Source organism: Sporichthyaceae bacterium, from assembly GCA_036493475.1.
Lineage (GTDB): Bacteria > Actinomycetota > Actinomycetes > Sporichthyales > Sporichthyaceae > DASQPJ01.
The window spans coordinates 1-12184 of the sequence record DASXPS010000050.1; the positions used below are offsets into that span (position 1 = coordinate 1).

General features: G+C 69.4%; 11 protein-coding genes. 3 read left to right on the plus strand and 8 right to left on the minus strand.

Features of this window, described 5'->3' with window-relative positions; translation table 11 throughout:
- Positions 1 to 240: 240 nt before the first annotated feature.
- The gene (locus VGJ14_05645) at positions 241 to 1053 is read left to right on the plus strand and encodes an isoprenyl transferase (GenBank protein ID HEY2831889.1); all 813 of its coding nucleotides are present in this window, start codon (positions 241 to 243) and stop codon (positions 1051 to 1053) included.
- 283 nt (positions 1054 to 1336) lie between these two features.
- Positions 1337 to 2665, plus strand: a complete 1329-nt coding sequence (locus VGJ14_05650) for a PhoH family protein (GenBank protein HEY2831890.1) — start codon at positions 1337 to 1339, stop codon at positions 2663 to 2665.
- Positions 2666 to 2747: 82 nt separating this feature from the next.
- Here the strand turns inward: VGJ14_05650 and VGJ14_05655 are convergent, their stop codons facing one another.
- The gene (locus VGJ14_05655; GenBank protein HEY2831891.1) at positions 2748 to 4148 is read right to left on the minus strand and encodes a class II fumarate hydratase; all 1401 of its coding nucleotides are present in this window, start codon (positions 4146 to 4148) and stop codon (positions 2748 to 2750) included.
- Between the two features lie 155 nt (positions 4149 to 4303).
- Here VGJ14_05655 and VGJ14_05660 point away from each other — a divergent pair, with 155 nt between their 5' ends.
- Positions 4304 to 5260 (plus strand): hypothetical protein, encoded by a 957-nt coding sequence (locus tag VGJ14_05660; GenBank protein ID HEY2831892.1) that lies wholly within the window; start codon positions 4304 to 4306, stop codon positions 5258 to 5260.
- Between the two features lie 64 nt (positions 5261 to 5324).
- On the opposite strand, the gene VGJ14_05665 is transcribed toward VGJ14_05660, so the two are convergent.
- The 7 genes from VGJ14_05665 to VGJ14_05695 all read right to left on the minus strand — a co-directional run bounded on the left by VGJ14_05665 (position 5325) and on the right by VGJ14_05695 (position 12175).
- Positions 5325 to 5771, minus strand: a complete 447-nt coding sequence (locus tag VGJ14_05665; GenBank protein ID HEY2831893.1) for a cyclic nucleotide-binding domain-containing protein — start codon at positions 5769 to 5771, stop codon at positions 5325 to 5327.
- 52 nt (positions 5772 to 5823) lie between these two features.
- Entirely contained in the window at positions 5824 to 6261 is a 438-nt protein-coding gene (locus VGJ14_05670; GenBank protein ID HEY2831894.1) for a hypothetical protein, read from the minus strand.
- Positions 6261 to 8096 (minus strand): phosphoenolpyruvate carboxykinase (GTP), encoded by a 1836-nt coding sequence (locus tag VGJ14_05675; GenBank protein ID HEY2831895.1) that lies wholly within the window; start codon positions 8094 to 8096, stop codon positions 6261 to 6263. The genes VGJ14_05670 and VGJ14_05675 overlap by 1 nt, the downstream gene beginning before the upstream one ends.
- 297 nt (positions 8097 to 8393) lie before the next feature.
- The gene (locus tag VGJ14_05680; protein ID HEY2831896.1) at positions 8394 to 9065 is read right to left on the minus strand and encodes a 4'-phosphopantetheinyl transferase superfamily protein; all 672 of its coding nucleotides are present in this window, start codon (positions 9063 to 9065) and stop codon (positions 8394 to 8396) included.
- Positions 9062 to 10096, minus strand: a complete 1035-nt coding sequence (gene sbnA / locus VGJ14_05685) for a 2,3-diaminopropionate biosynthesis protein SbnA (protein ID HEY2831897.1) — start codon at positions 10094 to 10096, stop codon at positions 9062 to 9064. The genes VGJ14_05680 and sbnA overlap by 4 nt, the downstream gene beginning before the upstream one ends.
- A gap of 10 nt (positions 10097 to 10106) precedes the next feature.
- Positions 10107 to 11174: a 2,3-diaminopropionate biosynthesis protein SbnB gene (gene sbnB / locus VGJ14_05690; protein HEY2831898.1), complete on the minus strand. Its 1068-nt coding sequence runs from the start codon at positions 11172 to 11174 to the stop codon at positions 10107 to 10109.
- Positions 11171 to 12175, minus strand: coding sequence for a TauD/TfdA family dioxygenase (locus tag VGJ14_05695; GenBank protein ID HEY2831899.1), 1005 nt, complete (start codon positions 12173 to 12175; stop codon positions 11171 to 11173). The genes sbnB and VGJ14_05695 overlap by 4 nt, the downstream gene beginning before the upstream one ends.
- Positions 12176 to 12184 lie beyond the last annotated feature (9 nt).

The following is a 12184-nucleotide window of genomic DNA, read 5'->3' on the forward strand; positions in this document are numbered from 1 at the left end:
CTCGCGAAGATTGCCGAGGCCACGCGCGCCTTGGTGTCCTGGGCCACGGCGACGAGCACGATGCCCGCGATCACCGATGCCGGAAATATCCCCAGGTGCAGCCAACCGCGAAGCCGCGGTTTGACCACCGCCTCCACCCGATCCAGCACCATCGTCACACCCCCAGGTTACGGTACCGTAGGTTAGCGCGACGCGAATCAACACGGCCGGGGGAATGGCCCCAGGCCGTATGGTGATCGCGTGTCCGCGCGGTCCGCTCTGCGAGCAGCTCGAGTACCGGCGCGGGAGGTGCGCGCCCGGTTGAAGGAATTGGCCTACCGGGCTTATGAACGGCGGCTGACCGGGCGGCTGCCCGCGGACCGAGCGCCACGCCACGTCGGGGTCATCCTGGATGGCAACCGCCGCTGGGCCAAGGCGGCCGGCGGACGGCCCGAACACGGCCACCAGGCCGGTGCGGACAAGATCCACGAATTGCTGCGGTGGTGCGCCGACGCCAACGTCGAATTGGTCACGCTGTGGTTGCTGTCCACTGACAACTTGACCCGGCCGGCCGAGGAACTGCAGCCGCTGTTGCGGATCATTGAACGCACGGTGAGCGAGCTGGTCGCCGCCGGTTGGCGGGTGCATCCGGTGGGCGCGGTGGACCTGCTGCCCAGCCAGACCGCGCGGGTGCTCAAGGACGCCGCGGACGCGACCGCCAACAACCCCGGTCTGATGGTGAATGTGGCGGTCGGGTACGGCGGTCGGCGGGAGATTGCCGATGCGGTGCGCTCGCTGTTGCACGAGCAGGCCAAGCGGGGCACCTCGATCGAGGAACTGGCCGAGGTGCTCGACGTCGAGCACATCGCCGAGCACCTCTACACGCGCGGCCAACCCGATCCGGACCTGGTCATCCGAACCTCCGGTGAACAACGGCTGTCCGGTTTCCTGCTCTGGCAGAGCGCGCACTCGGAGTTCCACTTCTGTGAAGTGCATTGGCCGGATTTCCGGCGGGTCGATTTCCTGCGGGCATTGCGCGAGTACGCGCGTCGGGACCGGCGTTTCGGCGGCTGACAGAGTCCCGACATGTCCTGACATGTCGGTCGTGCCGGCATCCACCGTTCGGTCGGAGATGGCGTGTCAGCCGGATTTCGCCACACCTGCGGCGTACCGTCGAAGGCGTCGGAGCGCATTCCTGCGGTCCGATCCGGGAGGCCGTCGTTGCCCACAAAGCAGCGGTTCTTCTCCGCCGATGTTTGGCTGAGAAAGGGGCCGGTACCGGGCCCCTGTGGCCACGACCGGTTCAGCGCTGAGACCCTGCGCGGCGTCGGTACCCCATCCGCGCCCGGAGCGCATCGTGGCCAATGCAAGTCGTCGCCGCCCGCCCAGGAACGCCCGCCGCACCTACGTCCTGGACACCAGCGTTCTGCTCTCCGACCCCCGGGCGATGACCCGGTTCGCTGAGCACGAGGTCGTCATCCCGATCGTCGTCATCACCGAACTCGAGGCCAAGCGCCACCACCCCGAACTCGGCTTCTTCGCCCGTTCCGCGCTGCGCATGCTGGACGAGTTGCGCATGGAGCACGGCCGGCTCGACTCGCCGCTGCCGGTCAACGACGCCGGCGGCACCCTGATCGTCGAGCTCAACCACACCGATGTCGACGTGCTGCCGCCCGGCTTCCGCCTCGGTGACAACGACACCCGCATCCTCGCCGTGGCACGCAACTTCGCCGCCGAGGGCCGCGAGGTCACCGTGGTCTCCAAGGACCTGCCGATGCGGGTCAAGGCCTCGGCGGTGGGGCTGATCGCGGAGGAGTACCACGCGGACCTGCCGGTCGAGGCCGGCTGGACCGGCATCGTCGAAGTGGACGTGCCCTCCAGCGCCCTCGATCAGCTCTATCACGATACCGAGATCGAGCTTGACGCAGCGTCAGACATGCCGTGCCACACGGGTTTGGTGTTGCTCTCCGAACGCGGCTCGGCGCTGGGCCGGGTGCTGCCCAACAAGAAGGTGCGGCTGGTCAAGGGCGACCGGGACGCATTCGGGCTGCGTGGACGCAGCGCCGAACAGCGCATCGCGCTGGATCTGCTGCTGGACCCCGAGGTGGGCATCATGTCCATCGGCGGGCGGGCCGGTACCGGCAAGTCCGCGCTGGCCATGTGCGCGGGCCTGGAGGCGGTGATGGAGCGCCGCCAGCACCGCAAGGTCCTGGTGTTCCGTCCGCTCTACGCCGTCGGCGGGCAGGACCTGGGCTACCTGCCGGGTTCGGAGTCGGAGAAGATGGCGCCCTGGGCACAGGCGGTGTTCGACACCCTCGGCGCGCTGGTCGCGCCGGAGGTGGTTGAGGAGGTGCTGGCCCGCGGCATGCTCGAGGTACTGCCGCTCACCCACATCCGCGGCCGCTCGCTGCACGACGCGTTCGTCATCGTCGATGAGGCGCAGTCGTTGGAGCGCAACGTGCTGCTCACCGTGCTCTCCCGGATCGGCGCGGGCTCCCGCGTCGTACTCACCCACGACGTCGCGCAGCGCGACAACCTGCGGGTGGGTCGACACGACGGCGTGGTCGCGGTGGTGGAGACGCTCAAGGGCCACCCGCTGTTCGCGCACGTCACGCTGACCCGCTCCGAGCGTTCCCCGATCGCCGCCCTGGTCACCGAGATGCTCGAAGCCCCCATCGAGCACTAACCCGACCCCCCGACCACACCGCCACCGTGGCGTCCGAAGAAGAGTGTCCGCGCACCCTCACTTCGTCGGACGCAACGGGGTTTCAGGGGTGGGTCATGCGCTGGACGTCCAGGGCGGCATCGAGGTCGGCAGCGGTGATGCGGCCGGCCTCGACGTGCCCGCGGGCGATGACCACCTCACGGATGGTGCGCTTCTCCTTCAACGCCTGTTTCACCACCGCGGCCACCTCCTCATAGCCCAGGGCCCGGTTCAGCGGGGTAGCGATGGACGGTGAGGACTCGGCCAGCTCGCGGCAGTGCTCGACGTTGGCGGTGATGTCGGCAACGCAGCGCGCGGCCAGTAATCGGCAGGCATTCGCCAGCAGCCGGATCGAGCCGAGGCTGTTGCGGGCCAGTACCGGCAGCATCACGTTGAGCTCGAAATTGCCTGCGGCACCGGCAAAAGCGACGGTCGCGTCGTTGCCGATCACCTGCGCGCAGACCATCGAAACGGCTTCGGGTACTACCGGATTCACCTTGCCGGGCATGATCGAACTGCCCGGCTGTAGGTCCGGCAGGTTGATCTCGCCCAGGCCGGTTCGTGGGCCGGAGCCCATCCAGCGCAGGTCGGTGCAGATCTTGTAGAGCCCGACGGCGATGGTGCGCAGCTGCCCGGACAGCTCGACCAAACCGTCGCGGGCGCCCTGCGCCTCGAAGTGGTTGCGCGCCTCGGTGAGTGGCAAGCCGGTGGTCCGCGCGAGATCCGCGATGACCTTGGCGGCGAAGCCGGGCGGGGTGTTGATGCCGGTGCCCACCGCGGTTCCGCCGAGGGGCAGTTCGGCGAGGCGGGGTAGCGCGGCGTGCAGTCGTTCGATGCCGTTGCGCACCTGTGTCGCGTAGCCACCGAATTCCTGACCCAGCGTCACGGGCGTGGCGTCCATCAGGTGCGTGCGGCCGGACTTCACCACGTCGACGTACTCCGCCGCCTTGGCGCCCAGCGCAGCGGTCAGTATCTCCAGCGCCGGCACCAGGTCGTGCACCACTGCCTCGGTGGCGGCGACGTGGATGGAGGACGGGAACACGTCGTTGGACGACTGCGAGGCGTTCACGTGGTCGTTGGGATGCACCGGCGCGCCCAGCCGCTCGGTGGCCAACGTGGCGATCACCTCGTTGGCGTTCATGTTCGATGAGGTCCCCGACCCGGTCTGGAACACGTCGACCGGGAATTCGGCGTCCCACTGATTGCCGGCCACCTCCTCGGCGGCGGCCACAATCGCTTTGGCGCGCTCGGCGTCCAGCACCCCGAGTTCGGCGTTCACCCGCGCCGCCGAGGCCTTGATCAGCCCCAACGCCCGGATGTGCGCCGGCTCCAACCGTTCCCCGGACACCGGGAAGTTCTCCACCGCCCGCTGCGTCTGCGCCGCGTACTTGGCCGCCGCGGGCACCCGCACTTCGCCCATCGAGTCATGATCAACTCTGAACCCCTGTGCATCCATGCTGCCCATCCTTCCCCGCCCCTCCACGCCCACCTCCGTTGCGTCCGAAGATCGGTGGGTTCCCGGACACTCTTCTTCGGACGCAACGCGGGTTGGGAGAGGGCGGTTTTCCACAGTGCGACGATGTGCCCGCGCGGGCGTTGCCGGCCGGCGAGAGTTGCCGCGTGACCCTTGAGCCCTCCCGGCCCGCGCGGCGGGCGTTGCGTCGCCAACACGCAGCCGACGCGGCGAGAGATCAAGGCGGGCTGCTCGGCCTCAAGCAGCTGTACGCGTTGGGTTTCACTCGCTGGGAGGTTGAGGCCGAACGGCGCGCCGGGGTCTGGAGTCGACTGGGCCGCCAGAGCGTGAGCGTGGCGCCAGGCGACGCCCAACAACGCGAATGGTGGCGAGCCCTGCTCGAGGTCAGTCCATCGGCGGTGTTGGACGGGATATCCGCCCTGGTCGCCTCGGGCCTGCGTCATGTCGAAGAGGATGCGGTGCATGTCGCGGTCCCGAAATCGGGGCGGCCGCGCCGCTGCAAGGACGTCCAGGTCCACGAGACCCGCCGCTACGAACAGGCGGCGGTGCTGCGCGACGGCGTGCCGCGCATGCGTCCGGCGACGGCCGCCGTCCACGCAGCGTTGTGGGCCAGGACGGATCGGCAGGCCGCCCTCTACGTGATCGCTGCCGCCCAACAGCGGCTGTTCACCGCGGACGAGTTGTTGGTCGAAATCGACAAGATTCGGCGCCACGCGCGCCGGAAGCTGCTTCAGGGCCTGCACCTCGATGTCCTCGGTGGCATCGAGGCCATGGGGGAACGCGACTTCGCGCGTCTCTGTGCCGAGCGCGGATTCCCCGTGCCGTCACGTCAGGTGACGCGACGCACGTCGGCCGGCCGGGTGGTCTTCGACACCGTGTGGGACGACTTCGGACTGACCGTGGAGATCGATGGAATCCAGCACTTGGAGTTGGAGGCGTGGTTCGCGGACGCGTTGAAGCAGAACGAGGCGAGCATGTCCGGGCACACAGTGTTGCGAGTGCCGAGCGTTGCATTGCGCGTTGCCCCGGCGCCGTTTATGGACCAGGTTGCAGCGGCATTGCGTCGGGGCGGGTGGATTGGCCGACGCAGACGCACCGCCTGAGCCCGTTACGTCCGAAGAACAGTGTCCGGGCACCCACACTTGTTCGGACGCAACGGGGGTGGGGTTAGCGGTGCGCGGCCTCCGAGGCGCGCAGGCGTTGGGCGAGGAAGCGGCCGAGGTCGAGCAGCAGGAGCTGGGCCAACGGCGGGTCCGCCGCGGCGAGTTGCTCGAAGCTGGAGTAGCTGAGCACCAGCAGTTCGACATCACCGGCGGCGGCAATGTCCGCGGAGCGGGGCTGGCCGTCGAAAAACGCCACCTCGCCGATCACCGTGCCGCTGCCCACCCGGTGCGCGCCCGCGCCGGGGACTGTCACGTCAAGTTCACCACCCACCACCATCCACAGTGCTCGGTCGTGATCGCCGGCCTTCACGATCGTCGAGCCGTTGCGGTGGTGGCGCGTCTCGCAGAACTTCTTGAAGTTCGACCATTGCCGCTCCGTCGCCCCGTCCAGAAACCCGATACCCGGCGCGGAGCTGCCGCGGATCACGGCGGCGTACGTGAAGTTGGCCATGGCCGGATGCTAGTGATCACCGCGACGGCAGACCACACGCCGTGCCGGTCGCTCAGCCCTGCAGCGCCAGGACGCCCACGACAACGAGCGCGGCGACCTTGACCACCTCGGCCCCGATGTAGAGCAGATGCGCCTTCGAGCCGCCCGCGTCGACCCCGGACAGCACCAAGTCCGAGCGGCGGGTGAGGAGCGGGCGCACCCCGGCCAGCTGCACCGCGAGCACCAGCACGGGCACGAACGCGGCCCAGGCCAGCCGGTCGCGGGTGTCGCCCCACAAAACCGCCGTGACCAGCCACAGCGCCAGCCCGACCTCGACCGCGTTCAGCGCGCGGAACACCAGCCGCCCGATGCCCAACCCGATGCGCAGATCCACGCCGGGCGCCCGGAACTTCAGGGGCGCCTCCAGGAAGGAGATCGCCAGCACCATGCCCAACCACAGGAAACCGGCGGCCGCGGCCGAAGCCGCGCCGCCGGTCAGCCCGTGATGCATTACTCCGCGGCGGCGTCCAGCGCGGCGGCCACCCGACGGTGCGCGGCCCAGATCTCCTCGGGCAGCCCGTCGAACTGCTCCAGGTGGGTCTGGCGGTGCGCCATCTCCTGCTGCCAGCGGGCGTTGTCGATGGTCAGCAACTTCTCCAGGTCACCATCGAGCAACTCGACGCCGGTCAGGTCCAGCTCGTCCGCGGTCGGAATGATGCCCACCGGGGTCTGACGACCCGTCACCTCGCCGTTGCGCAGCGCAAGCAGCCACAGCAGCGGACGCAGGTTGTCCCGGTAGCCCGGCCACAGGAAGTGCCCGTCGTCGCCGCGCTGGAACCAGTTCACATGGGCGAAGATCGGCTTCTCCTTGGCCGCGCCGACGATCTTCAGCCAGTGCGCTGCGTAGGCCGCCTCCGGGTAGGACATGAACGGGCGCATGGACATCGGGTCATAGCGCAGCTGACCCTCCACGCCCTCGGCGGCGAAGGTCGCCTCGGCGCCCAACGTCAGGCCGTCGTACACGCCCTCGGCGAGGTCGGTGATCGCGCGGATCAGCGGCTCGCGGTCGCGGGTACGGCCACCGAAGATGATCGCGTCGATCGGCACGCCCTTGGGGTCCTCGAAGTCGGTGGCGATGTTCGGCACCTTGGACAGCGTGGTGGTGAACCGGCTGTTCGGGTGCGCCCACGGCTCGCCCTCCCGCTCCCGGTCGGCGATCGGAGTGCCCTTCCAGTCCAGCCAGCCGTGCACGGGCTCCGGCGGTTTGGGGGTGCGGCCCTCCCACCAGACCTCGCGGGTGTCCGGGTTGTAGGCGACGTTGGTGAAGATCGCCCCGGTGCCCGGCTCGATGGAGCCCAGCGCGGTCGGGTTGGTGGTCTCGTTGGTGTCCTTGGCCACGCCGAACACCCCGAACTCGGGGTTGATCGCGTAGAGCTTGCCGTCGGAGGAGTCCACCCAGAGCCAGGCGATGTCGTCGCCGTAGAACTCGACGTGGTACCGGTCGCCCAGGTCATCCGGAGCCAGCATCATGGCCAGGTTGGTCTTGCCCGACGCCGACGGGAAGCCACCACAGATGTGGTACTTGCGGCCGGTCTGCTTGTCGGTGATGCCGATCAGCATGAACTGCTCGGAGAGGAACTTGCCCGACGCCCAGCCGTCGTAGGACGCCTGGCGCAGGCCGTGCGCGATCTTGCCGAGCAGTGCGTTGCCGCCGTAGGACGACCCGTAGTGCAGGATCGTGCGCTCGTCGGCCACGGTGACGAACCAGCGCTGGTCCTGGTCGGTGCCCTGGCCGAGCTTCTCCAGGTCGCCGGTGACGTGCACGGCGCGCACGAAGCTGTTCGGGTCGGCCAGGGCGTCGATGTACTCCACACCCACCCGGGCCATGCGGATCATGTGCAGCACCACCGGGCGGCAGTCGGTGAGTTCCACACCCGCCGCGTAGGCCTCCAGCGGGGAGCCGGGCTGTGCCATCAGGTAGGGGATGACGTACATGGTCTTGCCGGCCGACGCGCCCTTCATCCGGTCGCGCTGGATCTCGGCCATTTCCGCGGAGGGCTTCCAGTTGTTGTAGGTGCCCTTGTCCGACTCCGAAGAGGTCGCGACGATGGTGCGCTCCTCGGAGCGCGCAGTGTCCTTGTAGTAACTGCGGGAGTAGTACAGCCCGTCGCCGGCCGGCTGCAGCTCACCCGCGGCCAGCGCCTCGGCGACCAATCGGTCGTCGTCGGCGGCGGACACCACCTCGACGCCCGCCGCGCCGGTGTGCTCGGCCCAGTGCTTGACGTACTCCCGCACGTACGGGTTCTTCAGGCCTGCCGCATCCAGTGCCGCGTCGACATCTGCCACCGTGTTTGCACCCTCTCGAAGCATCCGGCCCGCCGTCCGCGACGCTTCGCGTTCGCGGACGGTTCAGGTGGGTGGTCTGTTGGTCAGGGTAGGGCCCCTAGCCGGTTGTTTCGGCGCTGGGCCAACCTCACGACTGCGCCCCGTCGCGCAACGCTGTCATGCCGAGCGCCTCGCGAGTGCGTGCTCGCGGCGGACGTCGGGCGGGCCGGCAACGGCGGGTGGCGCGCCGGCACGGCCCAATCCTACCGGTCGGTCACGGGTGACTCCGACCGGTCATGCCCGCGTGTGGCGAAGACCTCAGGCCGCGGCGGCGCGGTACAGCAGGTCGGTGCCCTCGTGCTGCGTGACGGTGGGTAGCACGGTGCCCAGCACCGCCAGCGAACCCACGAAGCCGGGGCCGGGATCCAGATCGACGACCCGCGCGGTGTCCGGGGGCAGGTCGCGAGGGTCGACGTCGAGACCGACGCCGAGCGCCTTGACCACGGCCTCGCCGCGGGTCCAGGCCCGCAGCAGGGCGCTCGCCCGGCCGGCGGGCGGCAGGGCGAGCCACCGATCCAGCTCGGGCGGGGTGAGCACCTGAGCGGCCAGCGCCTGGTCCACCCGGGTGTGTGCGAGGTCTTCCACGTCGATGCCCACCGGCACCGCTGCCACCGCCACGCCCACCCGCTCACCGGCGTGGGTCAGCGACAGTTCCAGCTCCCCGGAGGACAGCTGCGGCTTGCCGTGCGGTCCGCCACACTGCCGGCACTCCGAACGCAGCCGCAGTGCCGCGGGGTGCCGGCCCAGGGTGCGGCCCAGGACCAGTCGGGCCAGGGCGTGGGCGGTCAGGAAGCGGTCGCGGTCGGCGGGCCTGCGCAGTTGCCCGTAACGAGCACGCTCCGCGTCGTCGAGCAGGGCGAACAGCGCCGGGTCCGCACCGACCGGCGTCGCCCACCACACCCCGACCTGCGGGGCAGCCCCGGTACTCACCCCGCGCGCCGCCGCTGGTGCACGCTGCTGCTGCTGCGGTTGCGCCGGGGCACGGCCCCGGTGCGCGGCTTGTCCAGCACCAGGGCGTCCTCGCCGAACAGGTCCTGCACCCAGTTGGTCTGGTAGACGGTGTCCAGGTACCGCTCGCCCATGTCCGGGGCCAACGCCACCGCGGTGATGTCCCGGGTGTCGTTGGCGGCCAGCCAGTCCATCGCGCCGCTGACCACGGTGCCGGTGGAGCCGCCGAACAGGAAGCCGCGACGAGCCAGCTTGTGGCAGGTGCGGATGGTGTCCGCCTCCTCCACCATGACCACCTCGTCGATGTAGGACTCGTCCAGCTGCCCCGGGCGCACCGCAGTGCCCAGGCCGGGGATCATCCGGCGCCCGGGCGGGCCGCCGAAGGTAACCGAGCCGACGCTGTCCACCGCGATGATGCGCACCGGGCGGTGCCACTCCCACAGGAACCGGGCGCAGCCCATCAGCGTGCCGGTGGTACCGGCGCCGACGAACAGCACGTCGAGGTCGGGGAACTGCCGCACGATCGCCGACGCGGTGTGCTTGTAGTGCGCCTGCCAGTTGCCGGGGTGCTTGTACTGGTTCAACCACACGTAGCGGCGGTTGGAGGCCACCAGGTCCTGGACGAACTTGATCCGGGCGCCCAGCAGACCACCTTCGGCCTCCGGGTCGGCGTTGATGATGTGCACCTGCGCGCCGAGGGACTCCATCAGCCGACGGGTGGACAGGTTGCACCGGTAGTCGGTGACGCACAGGAACCGGTAGCCGCGGCTGGCCGCGATCATGGCCAGCGCCACGCCCAGGTTGCCGGACGAGGACTCGACCAGGATCGAGCCCTTGCGCAGCGTGCCGTCCCGTTCGGCTTGCTCCACCATCTCGCGCGCGGCCTTCAACTTCACCGAACCGGCGAAGTTGAAGCCCTCGCACTTCAGGTACAGCGGGGTGCCCAGAGCGCCGCGCAGGTCGACGTAGAGATCGTCGGTATTGAACTCTTGGGGGGTAGAGATCACGGTCACGGCAGAGTCCCTAGTGTCGACGCAGTTCGTGGAAGAAGTCGTCTACAACATTCAGTGCCCCGGAGCGCGCCACCTGGTCGTGGACGAACTTGCCGACGGCCAGGTCGAGCACGCCGAGGCCGAACGGGGAGAAGATCACCGGGCGATCGGTGGGAATGCGCACCTGACCCGCCATCACATCGGCGAGCGTGCCGTCGATGAAGTCGCGGTTTCCGGTGAGTTTCTCGGCCAGGTGCGGCGACGTGTCCGCCTTCAGGCAGTGCTCGACGTCGTCCACGATGTTGGTCGAGTTCAGGATGATCTCGGGGGAGAGATCGCGCAGCGAGACGTGCAGGACCAACGGGTTGTGGTCGAACCACGCCGGGTCCTGGATGTGCGGTGCGCCCGCGATCGTGGCCAGCACGACCATGTCGCAGGACCGGATCAGCTCCTCGGGGTCGGCGTGCACCTGCATGCGCGGGGCGCCCGTGCGGGACAGGTACTTGGCGAACCCGACGGTGCTCTCCGGGCTGAGGTCGTGCAGCGCGACGGACTCGAAGTCCCACCCGGTGGCGTGCAGGTAGGTGTGGATGTACCGCGCGATCAACCCCAGGCCGATGAAGCCGACCCGGCGCGGCCGCGGCCGGCCCCGGCTCAACCAGTCCGCGGCCGCCGCCGCGGAGGCGGCGGTGCGGGTGGCGCTGATGATCGAGCTCTCCAGGCACGCGAACGGGTAGCCGGTCTCGTGGTCGTTGAGGATCAACACCGCCGAGGCGCGCGGAATGCCCGCGGCCACGTTCTCCGGGAAGCTGGAGATCCACTTGATGCCGTCCACGCCGATGTCGCCACCGATGGAGGCGGGCAGCGCGATGATTCGCGAGCTCGGCTTGTCCGGGAAGCGCAGGAAATACGACGGCGGGTTCACCGACTGGCCGGCACCGTGCCAGCGGTAGGTGTCCTCGACCAGGCGCACCACCTCCCGCTCCCGGCCGGTGAGCACATCGGCGACCTGACCGCCGCCGATCACCCCGAAGGTCGGGACGATCGACGGGACCGTGGGCGTGGTGTTGTTCATGGAATCGGGCAGCAGCGCGGTCATCGACCCGTCACCTCGACAGTGGGCGAGCAGTCGGCCAGACGCACCGCGTCGGCCATGGCGACAAGCACCTCGCGCGGACCGGTGAAGGCCTCGCGGGAGTGGGCAGTGCGAATGTTGTCCACGACCAGCAGATCGCCGGCCTGCCACGGCTCGCGGCGGGTGTGCTGCTCGTAGATCTCCCCGAGCATGGTCACCGTGTCGGCGCTGATCTCGTCGCCGTTGCCGAAGCGGGTGTTGAACGGCAGGCCGTCCTGGCCATACTCGTCGACCAGGAAGTCGTGCACCTCTTCGGCCATCGTCCACTCGTTGAGAAACGCGACCTGGTTGAACCAGCAACGCTCACCGGTGACCGGGTGGCGGACGATCGCGCTGCGCCGCTGGCGGGTGCGCAGGCCGCCATCGGGCTGCCATTCGAACGCGATGGCGTTGGCCCGGCAGTAGGCCTCGACCACGCGGCGGTCCTCGGTGTCGAAGGCCTCCGACCAGTTGGCGCCGATCTCCTCGTTGTAGGAACGGGTGAGCAGCCAGCCCTCGCGCTCGAACCGCGCGACCAAGTCCGTCGGCATGGCCTTCAGCACCGCTGCGGCGTCGGCCACCGCGGTGGCGCCGCCCTCGTTCGGCGCGGTCAGGCAGGCGAACATCATCAGGCCGGGGAACTCCAGGGTGTAGCTCAGCTCGTGGTGCATGCACATCTGCTGGTTCGACGGCCATTTCGTCGAGGAGTACACGCCGTCCGGGTAGGAGCGGCGCGGCGCGAAGGACTCGCGCTCGGCCATCAGCGGGGCGCCGAGCTGGTTGAGCACAGCACCGACCTGCGCAGCGTCGCGCATGCCGAGGCCACGAACCAACACGGCGCCGTGGGCGGTCACGGCCTCACGCAGCGCCCAGCGGTTCTCGGCAGCCCAGGCCGTGGGGTCACCCGCGGCGTCGGCGTGCAACAGGGCGGGCCGACCGAGGGCGGTCTCGATGTCGGCGAGGAGGGTGCGGGCGGGGGAGGTCATGCTGACTCC

What these genes read in the sequence shown, in the direction of transcription:
- VGJ14_05655 (HEY2831891.1), bottom strand. Translation starts at nt 4,148, where the DNA reads ATGGGCAGCATGGATGCACAGGGGTTCAGAGTTGATCATGACTCGATG.
- VGJ14_05665 (HEY2831893.1), bottom strand. Translation starts at nt 5,771, where the DNA reads ATGGCCAACTTCACGTACGCCGCCGTGATCCGCGGCAGCTCCGCGCCG.
- VGJ14_05670 (HEY2831894.1), bottom strand. Translation starts at nt 6,261, where the DNA reads ATGCATCACGGGCTGACCGGCGGCGCGGCTTCGGCCGCGGCCGCCGGT.
- sbnB (HEY2831898.1), bottom strand. Translation starts at nt 11,174, where the DNA reads ATGACCGCGCTGCTGCCCGATTCCATGAACAACACCACGCCCACGGTC.
- VGJ14_05695 (HEY2831899.1), bottom strand. Translation starts at nt 12,175, where the DNA reads ATGACCTCCCCCGCCCGCACCCTCCTCGCCGACATCGAGACCGCCCTC.